Below are 19,301 nucleotides of genomic sequence, written 5' to 3'. Positions count from 1 at the left end.
GGTTTCTTTTTAGCTTACACTTGTACATATAGCAATATTATCTTATCATTTTATATAGAGTAAGATTTTGTAAGGGAAAGGAATTGTATATGAATAAGCAAAGAATTTATAGTATAGTAGCAATCCTTCTATTTGTTGTAGGTGGTGTGTTAATCGGAAAGCCATTTTATGATGGATATCAGGCTGAAAAGAAACAGACTGAAAATGTACAGGCTGTTCAAAAAATGGATTATGAAAAACATGAGACGACATTTGTAGATGCTTCGAAAATTGATCAACCAGACTTGGCAGAAGTAGCGAATGCATCATTAGATAAGAAACAAGTAATTGGTCGTATTTCAATCCCGAGTGTTTCATTAGAACTCCCTGTTTTAAAATCTTCTACTGAGAAAAACCTATTATCAGGTGCAGCAACAGTAAAAGAAAATCAAGTAATGGGAAAAGGGAATTATGCATTAGCAGGACATAACATGTCTAAAAAAGGTGTTTTATTTAGTGATGTAGCCTCTTTAAAAAAAGGCGACAAAATGTATTTGTATGATAATGAAAACGAATATGAATATGCGGTTACTGGTGTATCTGAAGTAACTCCTGATAAGTGGGAAGTTGTTGAGGATCATGGGAAAGATGAAATAACGCTTATTACATGTGTATCTGTTAAGGATAACTCTAAGCGTTACGTTGTTGCTGGTGATTTAGTAGGAACGAAGGCGAAGAAATAAAAAAAGATGAGGGATTTCCCTCATCTTTTTTTAATCCATCCATTTCACTAATTTCTTAGAAATTAGTAATAAAACACAACCTAATACAATTGCTACAGCTCCGATTACGGTAAATACTTCAGCATATCCAAGTGAAGTTGTGAAGCTTGCAAGTTGTCCGCCTAAAATGTTAGCGATTCCTGAGCTTGCTAACCATACTCCCATTAATAAAGAAGCAAGTTTTACTGGTGCAAGTGCACTAACCATTGATAGTCCAACAGGTGATAAGAATAGCTCACCTAACGTATGGAAAAGATACGTAAAGACGATAAATAGTAAGTTTGCTTTTTCTGTAATGTTATGTTCATCACTACCTGTTTTTAATGTAGCGATAACGAGAATGATATAACCGATACCAAGCAAGATCATACCAAGTCCCATTTTGGTTGGGATTTTTAAATCCCCGCGCTTGCGAGTTGCAAGTTTTGCCCATAATGCTGAAATGACTGGAGCAAGTAAAATAATAAATAATGGATTGACCGATTGGAACCAAGATGTTGGAACTTCCCATCCGAACACAGAGCGGTCTACAAATTTGTTTGTATATAATGTTAATGAGCTACCAGCCTGTTCAAAGCCAGCCCAGAAGAAGACAACGAAGCATGTTAAAATGACGATAACTGCGGTACGTTGTTTTTCTTTTTTTGTTAACGGTGTATCTCCTACTGATGGTTGTCCATCTGTTGTTTGTAAATCGCGAGTTGGTTTTTTACCGAGATCACCAAGGAAGCGATTTGATAGTGTTGTAAATAAAATTTGTCCAATGATCATTCCGATTGAAGCGGCTAAGAAACCGTAACGGAATCCGTAATGTACAACGCCATCAACCGTTGTTTTGAATAAATTTTCTGATAAAAATCCGCAAACGAGTGGAGCTAAAAATGATCCGACGTTAATACCCATATAGAAAATGGTAAATGCACTGTCACGTTTTGGATCATTCTCTTCGTATAATTCGCCAACAAGTGTAGAGATATTCGGTTTGAAGAATCCATTACCGATAATAATAAGCGCTAATCCGAGGTATAGGCCGACTTGGTTTTGCATGGCGAATAGTGTAAGGTTACCGATTGCCATTGTTATACCACCAATTGTGATGGCTTTTCGTCTACCTAGGAACCGGTCTGTTAAGTATCCACCAATCATTGGTGTGAAATAACAGGCTCCAGTATAAAATCCGTAAATGGAGAGTGCCCATGCGGGACTAAACCCAAGACCACCGCTTACTAAAGCTGTCGTTAAATATAATGTTAATAATCCTCGTAATCCATAGTAACTAAATCTTTCCCACATTTCTGTAAAGAAGAGTAAGTATAAACCTGGAGGATGTTTCTTTTTTCTTTGTTGTTCTCTTTCTAGTTGTATCGCTGATTCCATGTTATTTTCCTCCTGACACAAACAAAAACAAAGTTAATAATTTTGTACATTTAATATTTTACCTTATTAACTATTATAAGTCAATAAAGGTTGATTTTTCAGAAGAAATTGGAAAAGAGATATAGCTATAGAATGGGTGTTTCTTTTATGTTAGACTATGGACTATGTTTTCTTTGTAAGGAAGCGGGTTATTGCACTTTTTTATATGTGAAATTGATTTCATAAAAGATGAAATTAAAGAAGGAGAAAGAAATGAAATTGTTACAGAAAAAAGAAATTTTACTGATTAGTCTTATGTTATTCTCGATGTTCTTTGGAGCGGGGAATCTTATATTCCCACCTTTCCTTGGGTATGAAGCAGGAGAACATGTGTGGATTTCATTAGTAGGGTTTATTATATCAGCAACAGGTCTTCCTATATTGGGAGTTATTGCGATTGCAAAAGCAGGAAGCTTTCAAACGTTAGCGGGTAGGATTCATTCTTCATTCGCCATTATTTTTCCGTGTATCGTGTATTTATTTATTGGACCAGGACTTGGTATACCACGTGCAGGAAGTTTAGCTTTTGAAATGGGGCCAGGTCAGTTCTTCTCAGAAGCGGGAAGCATAGTTTTATTATGTTACACGGTTATTTTCTTTAGTATTGTGTACTGGTTAAGTTTATCACCTTCTAAATTAATGGGGTTGTTCGGAAAGGTTTTAACACCGTTATTATTAGGCATGATTGCCCTTATCTTTATAAAGAGCAAGTTTACATCAGTAGGTAGTGTGAAAGAGGCTGCTGGAAACTATGGACAAGCTCCTATGTTCCAAGGGTTTTTAGATGGGTATTTAACGATGGATGCATTAGCAGCTTTAATTTTTGGGATTGTTATTGCAAATGCTCTTCGTGCAAAAGGTATTGAAGATGATAAAGGTTTAGCGAAATATATGAGTATTGCTGGAATTGGAGCAGGACTATTATTATCTATTATTTATGTCATACTTGGATATGTTGGTTCAATTAGCGGTTCGTTAGGTACATTTGATAATGGGGCGAACGTATTAGCACAAGTGATGACGACGTTATTTGGACAAGGTGGAGTCGTTTTATTAGGTCTTATTTTTACAATCGCGTGCTTATGTGTTTCAATTGGACTTGTTACATCTTGTAGTCAATTTTTCGCAAGTGCATTTCCGAAAGTAACTTATAAAGTTTGGGCATTTATATTAAGTTTTGTTAGTATGATTTTAGCTAATTTAGGATTAACACAAATTTTAAAAGTATCAGTACCGATTCTTGGATTTATTTATCCAGTTGCATTAACACTCATTATTCTAGGGTTATTCCATAAATATATTGGAAAGTATGCATACGTATATGCAGTAACTGTTGGGATTGTAGCGGTATTTAGTGCAATCGATATTTTTAATAAAAATGTAATGATGAATCAGTGGACGTCAATATTGAAATACATTCCGTTTTATACAGAAGGTGTTGGGTGGATTGTTCCAGCTATTGTAGGTGCTTGTATTGGTGTCATCGTTAGTGTTGTTCTAAATAAGAATAAATGAGTAAAAAGGTGTTTTCCTATTTCGGAAAACACCTTTTTTTTGGAAAAATAGTATTGAAAATGAATAGACTAAGAGTATGATAAAGGTAATTGGTAATATATAGATTTTGAATAGATGATGAGGGGGGAGCGTATGAAGGAGGATTTAAATAAGAAAATAGAAGCGCTCGAAACGGCAATTGAAACGATTCAAGAAGCGCTTTTTGAATTGAAAGCAAAACAAAGAGAAATAGAAGTAGAAAATGCTCAGCAACATGTTAGTAAAGAAAAGAAAGAATATATTGAAACGGTAATGGAGGAAAAGCAAAAAGAAGAAGTAGTTACAATAAAGGAGCCCGTGCAAGAACGTGAGGTAAAACAAGTAGATATATCTGCATTTAAACCAGAACCATTTAATATTATTAATTTTTGCCAAACTTGGTTGCCACGTATATTTGTCGGCATTATGTTACTTGGAGTAATCTGGTTATTTAAAGCAGGGGTAGATGCTGGATTATTAACACCTGTAATACGAATTGTGTTTGGTATTGTCCTATCAATCGGTTTTTATTATATAGGTGATATTCAAATTAAACGAGAGCGGCAAGCGTTGGGTTTAGTATTAGCAGGAGGAAGTATTACGGGTATAGTTTTAACGACATTTGCGGCGCATTATTTATATGGATTTATTCCAGCAAGTGTTGCGTTTGTATGTAACATTGCATGGGTCATTTTAGGTATTTATGTAGCGAAGAGGTATCAATCGGAATATCTTACTATATTCGTAGCCGTAGGAGCTTTCTTCGTGCCATTCTTATTAAATAGTACGACTCCTAATCCATATATTTTCTTTGGATATGAGACGATACTAACACTTAGCTTATTATGGTATGCGTTGAAAAATCGTTATCAGTATTTATATATGATTTCTTATGCTGTTGCTGTTATTGTCCTTTTTGTTTTCTTTGCTATTATGTCAATGTTAGTGGAGGATTTGCAAATACAGTTAACGGTTGTTTATGGTTTGATTCACTTACTATTATTTTGGCATATGTTTACGGAGAGAAGCTTTATATTAGAGCCACGCTTGGCGATATTTAGTGCGAATGCAGTTCTCTTTATATTAGCCATTTCAAAAATACCTGAATTTACAACATGGGGATTAATGATTAGTGCACTCGTGCACGCTACTATGTTCGTGTTTGAATATAGGAAGAATAGACATTCTACATTTACAAATCTTTTATTTGGTTTCGCAATGGGTGCATTTAGTTTAGCGATTTTATATGAGTATAGTTTAGTGAATGCAGCGATTGTATTATTATTACAAGGTTTCCTCGGTATGATGACTGCTATTAAAGTAAAACAACAGGTGAAATTGTATGTTAGTGCGACGATTTACGCGATTGGAATGATACAAACTATTTTTAGTCCGTTTGATCATTTCATTTCAGCTGGGTTTGTTGCTCATATTATTTTAATAGGTACATTTTATTACTGCATGAAACAAGCGAAAGATGTGTTAATGAGCTTTGGAAAATATGTTTATTCTATAGCACTCTATTGGTTTATGGTTATCGTATTTATTGCAATTACTAGAGTCGGTGAAGTGCTTTCTACAGATGGAAGTATAATAAGCGTATCTGTATCGTTATTATGGATGGTATATGCATTATTTGCAGTTTGGCTTGGACGGAATAAAAATATGAATGAAATATTGTATGCCGGCTTAGTCGTGTTAGTCGTAACGATAGGGAAGCTATTCCTTCTGGACTTACCAGAAGTATCGATGATGATCAGGGCAGTGTTATTCTTAATTGTAGGTAGTATAGGTATCGTTATTTCAAGGATGTTTTTCTCAAAAGAAGAGAAGTAAAAAGAAGGCAATCCGTATGCGGATTGCCTTTTTCATTATTTCTTATCAATTATTACAGCTTCATTGTATTTCGCTGTTGTATTTTGGCGTAGACGAAGCGTTGCTTGTCCAGCTGTATTTGAATCGATTTGTACGTTCACAATTCTCTCAGCAGAACCTAAGCTGTTTGTTGTGAAAGAGAACGCACTACTGTATCCGAAAGTAGATGGCCAAGTACCATTTGTATTTTGAACTTTTGCTACTTGTGTACCGCCAGTAGTGAATATACCTAAAGAGTAATTAGTGTATGTTGTGTTTGGTAATAAGTTATTTACTTGAATTTTGATTTGGAACACTTCATTGTTTGGTAGAGTGCTAGGGTGTGTAACTACGTAGTCGTTTGCTGTTATAGCACCGTTATAACCGTATGAACCTGGTTTGAAAGTATTTGTATTAAACCATTGATAACCTGCATTTGGTGCACTCCAAGGTTCAGGTTGTGGCTCAGTTGATAAGCTTGGTTGTTCAAATGTTTGTAAAGTGGTAGGTAAATCAAGTTGTAAACCATTTACTTGATCTAAACTTGTAAATGTTTCTTTATTCGATAGCCAATTTACGATATTTTCTAGTAAGATAGCATCGTTTTCTTCTTTATAACCATCGTAAGTTTTCTTTGTTTGGCCAGAATCTTCACGAACGTATTTTGGCGTCGCATCTTCCACCGGAGAAGAGTCACCGATAAAGGCAGCTTTTCCAAGTCCTACTTTTGCGATAGCAGCATAAGGGCCTTCTGCAACACCACCGCCGTTATAAACACCGCTATCAACAGCATTATTCCATTTTGACGGGTTTTCTGGAAGATAAACAAGTCCTTTTGCTAGTTTTGGGTTTGTAATGGCTAGAGTAGAGCCAGCATGCATTGCTACAGATGAAACACCTTTTGTAATTCCGAATGATTGTTCAGGTGACACAATATTTTTAGCTGCAACATCACCGATTGCATTGTAGCGGAAGCGAATACCGAAGTTGTTAGATAGCCAATCAGAGCTTTCTATTCCTTGCATAGCTTGTGAATTTACTTCCTCACTAGACATTCCTTTTGCAGGATTATCCCATGCACCGCGTCTATATCCATTAAATACTTCAGAAGAGTCCCAGCGATTTTTATTACGATCTGCATTATAATGATCGGCAATGAAGAAGATACTGCCGCCACTTTTCACGTATTGTAACATAGCATCTTGTTCAGATTTTTTGTAAGGAATATTTGCTTCTGGAACGATAAACACATTGTAGTCTTTTAAATCTTCGTATGTAATCGGTGTTGATTTACGTAGTTCTTTTACATGATATCCGTTTTGGGCAATGCCGTTTCCGAAATCAGAAAAGCCACCATCAATAACCCAGTCAGCCGTCCCAGCAGTTTGACCGTGTGTATTATCGAATAATACTTTCTTCCCATTGTTTTGATTTACAACTTTTGCAGCAATTTCAGGAGCTGGGTCTACAGAGCTTTCTGCATAAGTAGACGGTATGAACGAAGCCCCTATACTTAGTGTAATTGCTGTTGCTAAAGAAAATGTAATCCATTTTTTATTCTTCATAGAAGAATCCCCCTAATAATAAATATATGTGCTTTAATAATGTAATTTATTTTTCTGAAAAAATAAAGACAGAAAACGTAAAAAATATTAAAAAATTGTAAAAATACCGTGAATTTTGTTGAGAAATATTTATATAGATATAAAAACATCCCTTCCAATTAATAAGGAAGGGATGTTTTGTTTAACTAATTTTTGAATTAGGTGTTTCGTCAATTTTATGGAACCCTTTCATGTAATATACGATAGCTAAACCAATAAGCCAAATAGGACCAACAATTAATGCAATTCTTGTATCTTCTGAATACGCCATTATACCTAATACTAGTGCAAGGAAAGCGAGTGAGAAATATGAACTGAATGGATGTAAAGGCATTTTATATGTTAGCTTGTCCTTTTTATCAGTTTGCAATCCTTTACGGAATTTAATTTGAGCGATTAAAATGATGCCCCAAGTCCAAATTGCCCCGAAAGTTGAAATACTAGTGAGCCATGTAAATACTTTTGCGGGCACAAGATAGTTTAATATAACACCAACGAGTAAAACGATAGCTGTTGCTACAATTCCTTGACTCGGAATGCCATTTTTATTTAAACGACCGAATCTTTCAGGAGCTTTCTTCTGCTGAGCTAGTGTATATAGCATACGGCCTGTACTAAATAAACCACCATTACAGGAAGAAAGAGCTGCTGTTAATACGACAAAGTTAATAATACCTGCTGCTTTTGCGATACCGATTTGCTGGAATGTTAATACGAATGGACTTCCTTTCTCACCAAGTTCATTCCATGGATAAATTGCCATCATAACGAATAGAGCCCCAACGTAGAACAGTAATATTCTCCAAAATACGTTATCGATTGCTTTTGCGAGTGTTTTTTTCGGATTTTGAGCTTCACCCGCTGTAACACCGATTAATTCAACGCCTAAATAAGCGAATAACACCATTTGTAAAGAGAGTAGTAACCCAGAAAAACCATTTGGGAACCAGCCACCATGTGACCAAAGGTTTGAAATACCAGTAGCGATACCACCGTTTCCGAATCCGAATAAAATAATACCAGCTCCAATAATTATCATACAGATAATTGTGACAATTTTGATGAGAGCAAACCAAAATTCAAGTTCTCCAAATACTTTTACGGATAAGAAGTTGAAGGCACTCATTAATAATAGAGCGAGTAACGCCCAAGTCCAGCGCGGGATATCTGGGAACCAGTATTGCATGTAAATGCCAGCCGCTGTAATTTCAGCCATGCAAGTAACAACCCATAAAAACCAGTAGTTCCAGCCAGTAATATAGCCAGCTAGTGGTCCAAGATAATCAGAAGCATATTTACTAAAAGAACCGGCAACAGGTTGTTCAATTGCCATTTCTCCGAGTGCTCGCATAATGAAAAAAATAACGAGTCCGGCGATCATATAACCTAGTAGAATAGAAGGGCCAGCTAGCTTAATAGCAGAAGCGGATCCTAAAAATAGTCCAACGCCAATAGCGGAGCCGAGCGACATTAAAGTAATATGTCGTTCTTTTAAACCACGGTTTAAAGTTTCAGATTTGTTTGTGTGCTGCATAAGAAGAATCCCCCTTGTAGAGTGAACGATATTTGAATGCGTTTGCTAAATGTTTAACTATTTCAAATTATAAAACATTTCTATCTGTTATGCTACAAAAATAAACATGATTAACTGTACTATATCTGTACTTGTCAGACTTAAACTTAAAATTCGAACTATTAGTGAATATATTGACTCTTCTTTTTATTGATTGTTAAGATTAAGTATTATATTTTCTCATATACTAGTAAGAAAAGAATATGTGATAATAATTCAGATGTAGGAAGGGTACATAACCATGTTTCAATTACAAAAATATAACACTTCTGTGAAGCAAGAGCTTTTAGCTGGCATCACAACTTTTTTTACATTTGCGTATATTCTTGTCATCAATCCGAAAATATTATCTGATGCAGGTGTACCATTTGATCAAGCTTTTACAGCAACTATTATTGCGACTGTTATAGGGACGCTATGTATGGCGTTTTTAGCTAACTATCCAATTGTTATTGCTCCAGCTATGGGAATGAATGCGTATTTTGCTTATTCTGTTGTTCAACAGGCAGAGGGGATTACATATGTCATTGCGTTTTCAGCAGTATTTGTAACAGGTATCATTTTTCTTTTATTATCTTTCACTTCATTTAGGCAAAAGCTAATTGTCGCAATTCCTGATAGTTTAAAACATGCAATTGCAGGGGGAATTGGACTATTTATTGCTTTTATTGGATTACGCCTTTCTGGAATTATTGTTGATCATCCATCTAATTTAGTTACGATTGGTGATTTTCATTCTCCAGCCGTTATTTTAACTTTAATTGGTTTAATATTAGCGGCGGTATTAATGGCATTACGTGTGAGCGGTGCATTATTTATTAGTATGATTGTGACAGGAGTTATCGCCTTCTTTACAGGGCAACTGAAGTTTACGGATAAAATTGTTGCGATGCCTCATTTACCAGAGGGAATTATCGTTTCAAACCCAATCAATGCCTTTTCAGATGTAATTGAATACGGATTATATGGTGTTGTATTTTCATTTTTACTTGTACTGTTATTTGATACAACAGGTGCATTACTCGGTTTAATTAAACAAGCGGGTTTAATTACAGATAATACAGAGAAACGTTTTGGTAAAGCGTTTATTGCAGATGCAATTGGTGGGACTACAGGTTCTATTTTTGGAACAAGCCCAACAGCAGCGACGATTGAATCATCAGCTGGTATTGCTGCAGGTGGTAAAACAGGATTAACAGGTATTGTAGTTGTCGGTCTAACGATTATAACGGCATTCTTCAGCCCTGTGATTGCTTCTTTATCAAGTGTAGCCGCTATTACAGCTCCTTCATTAATTATTGTAGGTAGTTTAATGGCGCAAAGTCTTCGTGATATTAATTGGAATGAATTTGAAGATGCATTACCAGCATTTTTAATTTTCGTTGGTATTCCGTTAACGTCTAGCATTGCGAATGGAATTGCAATTGGATTTTTAGTGTATCCAGTCTTAAAGATTGTGAAGGGGAAAGGGATGGAAGTACATCCGTTACTATACTTATTTACAATTTTATTTGGATGTCATTTATTCTTATAATATAGATATAGGAAAGGGGGCTTCTTATGAGAGGCTCCTTTTTTGTGTATAATAAGGTGAAAATCAAATTAATGGCGTAAAATATAAATTACTTAATGGAATATATATGTTACAATATAGGTAGAGGAGGAACATGAATGGCTGTAAGTAAAATAAAAGTCGCGCGTGTTCAGTTAGATTTAACGCAACAACAATTAGCAGAAAAAGTAGGCGTTACAAGGCAAACGATTAGTTTAATTGAGAAGGGGAAATACAACCCGTCTTTAGATTTATGTTTGAAAATTTGTTATGCGGTAGACAAAACATTGAATGATTTATTTTGGGAGGAAGAGGAGTGAGGGGATGAGGATCGTGAAAGATGAACGTTTAATGATTGAGGGACTCAAACATATTAGACTCGTTTTCATCTTACAAAATATCGTCATACTAGGTGTTGTTTTTTATCGGTACGTTTTGCAAGATGCAGGATATGAAAGTGTTTCAGATTTATTAATGGTATTTATGGTCGGGATAATAGTTATTAACTTTTTAAACTTAAAAAACTCGGTGGAAGTGTATGAGCATACAGGGGGAGTATCTCGTAGTTATTTTAGGAAGCTATTATTCATTCCAGTAGGTATTGTTATTGGGATTTTAGCTATTTGTATCGTTGTAACACCGGGTATTTCGATAAAAGAAATTAGTATAACAGGACTTATTATGTTTGCTTGTTTTTTAGTTCCTAGTTTGTTTATATACATATATATGAAAAAATAAAAAGTGAAGATTGAAATATAAGAAAAGCTTTCCCCAATATGGGGAAAGCTTTTCTTATATTCTTTTATACAGTAATTTATGAAGACCAATCGGTTCAATTTCAAAGATTTCACCATGTTCCTGGAAGCCTAAGTGCTTGTAATAGTCAGCTACAGTAATTCGGCCATTACACCATAATATATTTGCTTGGCGTTCTTGCAAGACTTGCTCCGCTTTCTGAATTAAGGAGCTTCCAGCACGTTTGTTTCGAAATTCAGGTAATGTGGCCATTCCTCGTAGACGATAATGAATACCTGCTAGTAAGTCAGGGTATATCTCTTTTGAGAAGGAAGCGATACTAATTAGTTCATCGTTTATAAATGCGCCTAAGTGAAAGGTGTCCGTTTCATAGTCGGAAGAGTATTTACAATCTGCTAATGTTTGATTCGGGCGTAAAATTTTTTGACGTAATACGTAAGTTTCAGATCCCTCAATATTTTTCACGGTAATCATATTAACATCCTTTCTTATAAGGCGTTTTCTGTTAGTTGTATAAAGAAATAGGCAGGTGCGGCGAAAAGTCCGAGTATGCTAGCAGTTCCGAGAAGGAGTGAAAGTAAGAGGCAGGAGTATTTTATTCCATTCGATTTTTTCCATCCGTAGCTACAAATTTCAATGCTAACACCGATGAGAATAATGGCAACGAGTATTTCTGCTAATAATAAAAGAGCTAAAGTTACAATAGACATAATGTGATCCATCCTCATAATATGTGATAGTAACATTTTACCATATAAAATGGAAAAAAATGCCCCTCAATTATGTGAGGGGCATTTTTCTATTCTAATATGCTTTTTAGTGTATCGATATGTTCTTTTGAGCCAGTTACAAGTAATGTATCGCCGTGTTGTAGGCTTGTATCACCATGCGGGATCAATGCTTTATTACCGCGGTAAATTTGAATGACGAGTACATCGCCTAAAAACGGAAGGCGACGAAGTGCAACGCCGTTATATTTATTACTCCGTAGTTCCACTTCACGGACTGTTTCGTTTGCTGTTGTAATTAAACGAACGAGACTCGGTTTATCAATTAGTGCACGTAATAGAATGCGTGTAGAGTTAATTGTTGAGAATACGGCGATATGTTCTTGCGTTGCTTTTTCTTGTAGAAGTGGATCTTCTACACTTGCAATAACATGTTCAACACCTAGTTCTTTTGCATGTTCTGCTAATAATAAGTTTTGTTCATCATCGCTTGTTGCAACAACAACGCGATCTGCGTTAAATGCTGTTTGTTCAGTTAATGATGCGATCGTGATGTCATCTAATTTTACGATAGGGAAGTCATGTGATTTTGCTTCCTCATCATTTATTTTATTTTGACGCATCATATAAAGTGTTACGTCATAATCTTCTCGTTTTAAATCAAGTGATAACGGAAGGGTAATTCTGCTTGCGCCAATAATAGAAACTTTTGGTTTTGGTGTTTCTACTTTTGGGAACATTTTTTTAAATAATATAGGTGCAAAAATACAAGTAATAACTGCGCTTAAAATAAGGGAAGCAGATAAACTTGGACTGATGATTCCTAGTTTTTCACCAATTTGTGCAGCTGCAATAACTAAAGAAAGTGTCGATGTTAATAAGATGGCACTTCCTAGTACGATATTACGTGGATACCATTTTCGTAAGACGAGTGATGGTAACAGCTTTGAAATAAAGAGTCCCACAATTAAAATTGGGATCATTAGCATGCTAGAAGGTTCTTTAAAAATAGACCAAACTTCTAGATTCACACCAACCATTACGAAGAAAATAGGGATGAAGAAACCGTAGCCGATGGAATCCAGTTTTTCAACCATATCTTCATTTGGTGATAATAACGATACAAGTACACCCGCTAAGAAGGCACCTAAAATATTTTCAGCTCCAACAGATTCAGATAACCCAACTAATATTAAGATGAGTGCAAAAACAGCTCGTGTATCAATTTGTACACTACCAGCTTTTAAGCTATCTAAGTATGGAATGTTTTTAAAGCGTTTTGCAACGAAGTAAATAACAATACCAGCGCCGAATAGAAGAAGAAGGAGCCACATGCTTTGGCCGCTTTCGGAATTTAATCCGACGAATACAGCGAGTAAAATCATTGTAACTAAATCTGCAATAACAGCGACTAATAAAATGATTTGTCCAATTGCCGTTTTTCCTAAGTTATTCTCTTTTAATGTTGGTACGACAACACCTAAAGAAATAGTTGAAATAATTAAAGTCATAAACATTGCATTATCCACGAATCCTAGCCATACGAACAGTAATGATAGGGCATAAGATAAGATGAAAATAAATAAGAAGATAATGCTCGCTGCTTGGAATGTGTTTGGTTCGTTTGTCGTATTCTTTTTCCCTTTTTGTTTAAAGATAGAAAAATCAATTTCTAAACCGCTTAAGAACATTAAGAAGATAAATCCTAGTGTCGATAAGACTTGAAGCCACATATCTGGCTCAATAATATTAAACCCACTTTTACCTACAAAGATTCCTGCGATGATTTCTGCAACAACGACAGGAAGTGCTTTTAATTTAAAGCGTTGTAACAAAAGGGGAACGAAAAACGCGATTGCAACGACAACCATAAGTGATAGAACAGAAGTATGATGTTCCATTGCGTTCTCTCCCTTCAAATAAATATAGTACCTATTTAGCCATATAATAGGTAGAAAAGCAACGCATATGGATTCGATTTCATAAAGAAAGAGTTTTCTTAAGATTTGTCATAATAAGTATATTTTTCATGATTCTGTTGTTAATTCCGTAATGTGGATGTAATAGGGGAGGGGATAAAAAAAAGACTGCCGAGGAATCTCAGCAGTCTTTTTCATGTACATTACATTGAGAAGAAGATCCATACAGTTAAACCAACTGTTGCAGTTGCAACGAAGAAACTGTATATCATTGTAAGGACTTGAACTCTTCCTTCTCCTTCTTTTAAATGCATGAACATAATTAATTGTAACAACGCTTGCGCAACAGCCATTGCGATAATGGACGTTAATATCGTTGAAAGTGGCAAGTTTGTATAAAGTGCCACGTATAAAGCTAGGAACGTTAGTGCAAGCGATAAAATAAATCCGAAAACGTGTGACCATGGGAATCCGCTATGCGCATGCCCATTTGCTTGATTGTTATTTTGACTCATTTACGCCACCATCCCGTTCAAGTAAACTAGTGTGTAAATAAAGACCCAAACAAGATCGAGGAAATGCCAGTATAAGCTGATAATAAATACTTTACGAGCTGTAACTGGTGTTAAACCTCGTTTTAAAATTTGGATAATAACACAAATTGCCCAAATGATACCACCTGTTACGTGGGCACCATGTGTTCCAAGAAGAACGAAAAATGCAGATAGGAAAGCACTTGTTTGAAGCGTTGCGCCTTCACCAATGTACATAATGAATTCTTCAATTTCAAAGAATAGGAAACCTGCACCTAAAAGTAATGTAAGGATGAACCATCCAAGCATTGCTTTTTGGTTGTTCTTACGCATTTCGTGAATTACGATACCACATGTGAAACTACTTGTTAAAAGTAGTAATGTTTGAATTAAAAGCGTTTTAAGTTCAAACAGTTGCGCTGGAGTTGGGCCATCTGCCGTACGACCAGCAAGTACTAGATAAGAGGCGAAAAGTGTTGCGAACAGCATAATTTCAGCCCCAAGAAAAATCCAGAATCCTAGGATATTCAATCTACTTTGCTCGGATTGATATTCCAAAGGTAAGCTTTTATCTAAAGCCGCCATATCATTTCACCTCTCATGCTATATGTTCTGTTTCTTTAATTTCATCAACGCTTACGTAGTAGCCATCATCATAATCGAATGAACGATAGATTAAGCAAGCTAAAATACCAACGCCGCCGATTGCTGCAAGCCAGAACCAGCTAAATACTAATGCGAAACCTGCAAGACCGAAGAATAAAGACGCAATAATAGGCACGCCAGAGTTACTTGGCATGTGAATTGGTTTTAAATCTTCTGCTGCTGGTGTAACTGTTTCTCCGCGTTTTTTCATGTACCAGAAAGCATCAGCTTCTTTGATTTCAGGAAGTTTCGCGAAGTTGTAATGTTGTACAGGAGATTGAGTTGCCCATTCAAGTGTACGGCCATCCCATGGATCTCCAGTTGTGTCACGTTCACCGTGACGAGCACTCCAAATTACGTTGTAACAAAGAATTAGGAAACCAATACCCATCATTACCGCACCAACAGATGCGATTTGGTTTAGCCATCCCCATCCAAGACTCTCAGAGTAAGTGTACATACGACGAGTCATGCCGTCTAAACCTAAGAAGTACATTGGGAAGAAACAGATGTTGAATCCGCTCATAAAGATCCAGAATGTCCATTTACCTAGGCGTTCGTTTAACATATGACCAGTCATTTTTGGATACCAGAATGTGAATCCAGCAAGCATAGCGAATACTGTACCTGCGATTAATACGTAGTGGAAATGAGCAATTAAGAAGTAGCTGTTATGGTACTGATAATCAGCTGCTGCCATACCAAGCATAACCCCTGTAACCCCACCGACTACGAAGTTTGGAATAAATGCCAATGACCAAAGCATTGGAACTGTAAAACGAATACGTCCTTTATACAGTGTAAACAACCAGTTAAAGATCTTAACCCCGGTTGGAATCGAAATCGCCATTGTCGAAATCGAGAAGAATGAGTTAACCGCTGGACCTGCACCCATCGTGAAGAAGTGATGAAGCCATACGACGAAACTTAGTAAAGAAATTGCAACCATTGAGTAGACCATCGCACTGTAACCGAATAGACGTTTACGTGAGAATGTACTAATGATTTCAGAGAAAATACCGAATGCCGGTAAAATAACGATATATACTTCAGGGTGACCCCATACCCAGAATAGGTTGGCCCATAACATTGGCATACCGCCGCTCGCCATCGTAAAGAAGTGAGCATCGAATAGACGGTCAAATGTCATTAATGCAAGAGCAACTGTTAATACTGGGAAAGCGAAAATAATGATAACTGTTGTAATTAAGATTGACCAAGTAAACATGGGCATTCTCATTAAAGTCATACCAGGTGTACGCATTTTTAAGATAGTAACAAGGAAGTTAATACCGGTCATTAGCGTACCGAGACCTGAAATCTGTAATGCAATTGCGTAGTAGTTATTTCCTACACCAGAAGTAAACTCTGTACCTGCCATTGGGAAGTAAGAAGTCCACCCAGCGTCTGGAGAACCACCGATTACGAAAGCGATGTTGAATAACATTGCTCCGACAAAGAATAACCAGAAACTTAAAGCATTTAAGAACGGATATGCAACGTCACGAGCACCAATTTGTAATGGTACTACAAGGTTCATTAATCCCATAACGAATGGCATCGCCATGAAAAGAATCATAACTGTACCATGTGTTGTGAAGATTCCGTTATAGTGTTCAGCATTTAAATAAGTTGTTTCTGGGAATGTTAACTGTGCACGGATCATTAAACCGTCCATACCACCACGGAATAACATGATAACCGCAGAAATAATATACATAGCCCCAATCTTTTTATGGTCAACAGTTGTTAACCATTCGTCCCAAAGCCATTTCCATTTTTTATACTTTGTTAGTACGAAAATGATTGCTAATGTCACAAGAACGATAGAAGCGTCTGCACCGTAAATAATCGGGTCACCTGTGACAAAGAATTCATCAAGCTTCACTGTGTTCACTCCAATCTGTTGGAATAATAGCTATTATTTTTTGTTTTTGTAGTAGTTGTAATCACAATATTCAAGTGATTTTGGATCTACATAACTTAAGTGGTGACTAGAGAATGTCATACGACCAACTACACCAGGTTTAACAATTTCGTTGTACTTATCTTCTGTTAGTTTAGGAGCAGTTTGTTGTACTTCTTTAACCCACTTGTCATATTTCTCTTTAGTTTTTGCTTCAACTTCGAACTCCATATGTGTGAATCCTTCACCAGAGAAGTTCGCACTACGGCCTAGGTAAGAACCAGGCTTATCAGCTTGTAAATAAAGATCCATAATCATGCCATCCATAGTGTACTTCATACCACCAAGTTCTGGTACCCAGAAAGCATTCATTGGACCGACAGAAGTCAGTTTGAATTGAATTGGTACACCAGCTGGGATGTTTAAATAGTTAACGGTTTCAATTTTTTCCTCTGGGTAACTGAATAACCATTTCCAGTTTGCAGATGTAACATAAATCTCAACTGGTTTAATATGTTTGGATTCTTCCGGAACCTCTTCCGAAGCATAAGTTGCTTTTACTGTTGGAATCGATAATGCGATAACGATAATAACAGGAACAAGCGTCCAAATAATTTCTAATAATGTGTTACCGTGTTGTTCAGGTGGCTCGTAGTCCATATTCTCTGGTTTTTCACGATAACGAATCAAGATGACTGTAAACAAGATGAATACAATTGCGATAATTAATGACATAAGCAAGAATGACCAAACAATTAAATCATACTGTGCTTTTGCAACAGGTCCTTGCGGATTTAATACTGCGAGTTTCTTATCACAGCCACCGAGGAACAGAAGTAATGATAACGGAAGAAGCGAAGCCAGCTTCCAAAACGTTTTCTTTAGTTGCACGATTGAAAATCTCCTTTCTCCTTGGATTGAAACTATGCCAATAAAACAATATAAACCTATTAATTTATAGATGGCAATAGTTTTTGTGATATTGTTAAAAAATAGACACAAATGCACACTTTTTAAGGTGAATATCATTTGTAACTTGATAACATTGTAAACCATTTTCCAGTAAAAAACGTGATTGTGGAAATTTTAAGATAAATAAAGTTATACCAAGATATCCAAGAAATAGAAAAAAACTATCCTATCATAAGAAAGGTAGCTGAATATTTTGTATATTAATTTTACTTCTTTTTTTAGATTTATTTGTTGTTCAAATGTGACAACTTTTTTATATTTTAATTGGTATAAAATGCAACAAATGATCATAAATGGAATACCGCAATAAAGAGCAATTCTCTAATCTGGAATGAAAGCTAAACTAACAAATGTAATGAAATTGAGTGAAAATGCTAAGATTGGAACTATTGGATAAAATGGTGGCGATAATTTAAATCATTTTGTTCTACTTGTTGATTCATATGTCCCTCCCCCGTTATTTTCTTGTATGTATGAACTGATGTTTATTCCGAGTTTTTAAACATTAGTGGGGGATGTGACACATATTCGGCTTATTTATTATGAAATGAATGGAGTATGTAAAAATGCGAACTATGACTAAATGCTCTAAGTGTGCTTTTTGTTAATGGTATGATATATTAATTATGTTAATTATTTTGGTTTCAGCAAAACGATTCAGAAAAGCATGTTGTTTTTTCTTTTTATTAAAAATAATTAGATTTTTATAACAATTAAAGTGTGAACAATAATTCACAGAATCTTTCTAGCAAACTAGTAAGAAGAAAGGTACAATGATAAGAGGTATGTCTGTAAAATAATAATTAATGGAGTTTTGTTTAAAATGAAAAAGTTAAAATATCTTTTTGTTTTTGGAATTATATTTGCTGCCGCGTTTTTTATAGGGAAAGATAAAATTATACAAAAGGCGCAAGTGTTCCGTTTAGAGTTTCTATCTGAAATGAAAGAAGCGACTATGATTGAAAATGTTCCATTTATAAAGCAGTTACCAGAATTACCTCGTGGATGTGAAGTTACAAGTTTGGCTATGTTGCTACAATACAAAGGTATACAAGTAGATAAGATGCAACTTGCTAGCGAAATTCATCGTGTTCCATTTGAACAAAATGGTTTACGTGGAAATCCTTATGAGGGGTTCGTTGGAAATATTTATACGAAGGCAAAGCCAGGATATGGTGTATATAATCAACCCATTTTTAATTTAGCAGAAAAATATGCTCCTGAAAAAGTAGTTAATTTAACAGGTAGAGACGTGCAAGATATGTATAAAGTAGTTAGTTCCGGTTCGCCAGTATGGGTCATTATTAATACAACGTTTAAGCCACTAGCCGAGAGTAGTTTTGAAACATGGAATACAAGCTCTGGCGAAGTGAAAATTACATATTATGAACATAGTGTAGTAATAGTTGGCTATGATCAAAACTTTATATATGTAAATGATCCACTTAAAAATAATCCACGTTTTGCTGTTCCGCGTGCAGAGTTTGAGAAAGCTTGGGAGCAAATGGGGAAACAAGCGATTACTATTTTATAATAATGAAAAGTCATC

Annotated in this window: 17 protein-coding genes and 1 pseudogene; 7 read left to right on the top strand and 11 right to left on the bottom strand. The window is 35.7% G+C overall.

Going from position 1 to position 19,301, the window contains the following annotated elements:
* The first annotated feature begins 89 nt into the window (after positions 1-89).
* Positions 90-722, top strand: a complete 633-nt coding sequence (locus ILS93_RS24465) for a class A sortase (RefSeq protein WP_064477065.1) — start codon at positions 90-92, stop codon at positions 720-722.
* Positions 723-752: 30 nt separating this feature from the next.
* Here the strand turns inward: ILS93_RS24465 and ILS93_RS24460 are convergent, their stop codons facing one another.
* Entirely contained in the window at positions 753-2,138 is a 1,386-nt protein-coding gene (locus tag ILS93_RS24460) for a peptide MFS transporter (RefSeq protein WP_088046963.1), read from the bottom strand.
* A gap of 252 nt (positions 2,139-2,390) precedes the next feature.
* Here ILS93_RS24460 and brnQ1 point away from each other — a divergent pair, with 252 nt between their 5' ends.
* Positions 2,391-3,692, top strand: coding sequence for a branched-chain amino acid transport system II carrier protein BrnQ1 (gene brnQ1, locus ILS93_RS24455; protein WP_064477063.1), 1,302 nt, complete (start codon positions 2,391-2,393; stop codon positions 3,690-3,692).
* A 132-nt stretch (positions 3,693-3,824) separates the two neighbouring features.
* On the top strand, positions 3,825-5,546 hold the full coding sequence (locus tag ILS93_RS24450) for a DUF2339 domain-containing protein (RefSeq protein WP_222661558.1): 1,722 nt from the start codon (positions 3,825-3,827) through the stop codon (positions 5,544-5,546).
* A 35-nt stretch (positions 5,547-5,581) separates the two neighbouring features.
* Here the strand turns inward: ILS93_RS24450 and ILS93_RS24445 are convergent, their stop codons facing one another.
* Positions 5,582-7,129, bottom strand: a complete 1,548-nt coding sequence (locus ILS93_RS24445) for a DNA-binding protein (protein ID WP_088046961.1) — start codon at positions 7,127-7,129, stop codon at positions 5,582-5,584.
* Between the two features lie 181 nt (positions 7,130-7,310).
* Positions 7,311-8,702, bottom strand: coding sequence for an amino acid permease (locus tag ILS93_RS24440; protein WP_064477060.1), 1,392 nt, complete (start codon positions 8,700-8,702; stop codon positions 7,311-7,313).
* A gap of 280 nt (positions 8,703-8,982) precedes the next feature.
* On the opposite strand from ILS93_RS24440, the gene ILS93_RS24435 reads away from it, so the two are divergent.
* The 3 genes from ILS93_RS24435 (at position 8,983) to ILS93_RS24425 (ending at position 11,031) form a co-directional block, all read left to right on the top strand.
* The gene (locus ILS93_RS24435; RefSeq protein ID WP_097815105.1) at positions 8,983-10,275 is read left to right on the top strand and encodes an NCS2 family permease; all 1,293 of its coding nucleotides are present in this window, start codon (positions 8,983-8,985) and stop codon (positions 10,273-10,275) included.
* A 137-nt stretch (positions 10,276-10,412) separates the two neighbouring features.
* On the top strand, positions 10,413-10,613 hold the full coding sequence (locus ILS93_RS24430) for a helix-turn-helix transcriptional regulator (protein ID WP_000301181.1): 201 nt from the start codon (positions 10,413-10,415) through the stop codon (positions 10,611-10,613).
* A gap of 4 nt (positions 10,614-10,617) precedes the next feature.
* Entirely contained in the window at positions 10,618-11,031 is a 414-nt protein-coding gene (locus tag ILS93_RS24425; RefSeq protein WP_222661557.1) for a hypothetical protein, read from the top strand.
* A gap of 54 nt (positions 11,032-11,085) precedes the next feature.
* Here the strand turns inward: ILS93_RS24425 and ILS93_RS24420 are convergent, their stop codons facing one another.
* The 8 genes and pseudogenes from ILS93_RS24420 to ILS93_RS24385 all read right to left on the bottom strand — a co-directional run.
* Positions 11,086-11,523, bottom strand: coding sequence for a GNAT family N-acetyltransferase (locus ILS93_RS24420; protein WP_064477058.1), 438 nt, complete (start codon positions 11,521-11,523; stop codon positions 11,086-11,088).
* Between the two features lie 14 nt (positions 11,524-11,537).
* A complete protein-coding gene (locus ILS93_RS24415; protein WP_000926994.1) occupies positions 11,538-11,795 on the bottom strand; it encodes a DUF4022 family protein in 258 nt (85 codons plus the stop codon).
* A 53-nt stretch (positions 11,796-11,848) separates the two neighbouring features.
* Positions 11,849-13,678, bottom strand: coding sequence for a monovalent cation:proton antiporter family protein (locus ILS93_RS24410; RefSeq protein WP_137051869.1), 1,830 nt, complete (start codon positions 13,676-13,678; stop codon positions 11,849-11,851).
* A gap of 221 nt (positions 13,679-13,899) precedes the next feature.
* Positions 13,900-14,211, bottom strand: a complete 312-nt coding sequence (gene qoxD, locus ILS93_RS24405) for a cytochrome aa3 quinol oxidase subunit IV (RefSeq protein WP_063263756.1) — start codon at positions 14,209-14,211, stop codon at positions 13,900-13,902.
* A complete protein-coding gene (gene qoxC, locus ILS93_RS24400) occupies positions 14,212-14,814 on the bottom strand; it encodes a cytochrome aa3 quinol oxidase subunit III (protein ID WP_048562935.1) in 603 nt (200 codons plus the stop codon).
* 13 nt (positions 14,815-14,827) lie between these two features.
* Positions 14,828-16,762, bottom strand: coding sequence for a cytochrome aa3 quinol oxidase subunit I (qoxB, locus tag ILS93_RS24395; RefSeq protein ID WP_048562936.1), 1,935 nt, complete (start codon positions 16,760-16,762; stop codon positions 14,828-14,830).
* Between the two features lie 33 nt (positions 16,763-16,795).
* Positions 16,796-17,671 carry a cytochrome aa3 quinol oxidase subunit II gene (locus ILS93_RS24390; RefSeq protein ID WP_001176181.1) on the bottom strand — a complete coding sequence of 292 codons (876 nt, stop codon included), beginning with the start codon at positions 17,669-17,671 and terminating at the stop codon, positions 16,796-16,798.
* 288 nt (positions 17,672-17,959) lie between these two features.
* Positions 17,960-18,174, bottom strand: a pseudogene (locus tag ILS93_RS24385) (amino acid permease); the annotation flags it as partial.
* A gap of 401 nt (positions 18,175-18,575) precedes the next feature.
* Between ILS93_RS24385 and ILS93_RS24380 the strand changes: the two are divergent.
* Positions 18,576-19,286, top strand: a complete 711-nt coding sequence (locus tag ILS93_RS24380) for a C39 family peptidase (RefSeq protein ID WP_088046958.1) — start codon at positions 18,576-18,578, stop codon at positions 19,284-19,286.
* The last annotated feature ends 15 nt before the right edge of the window (positions 19,287-19,301 follow it).

Source organism: Bacillus sp. 16GRE42 (assembly GCF_019837435.1).
Taxonomy (GTDB): domain Bacteria; phylum Bacillota; class Bacilli; order Bacillales; family Bacillaceae_G; genus Bacillus_A; species Bacillus_A wiedmannii.
This window is presented reverse-complemented; position numbering and strand designations above follow the sequence as displayed.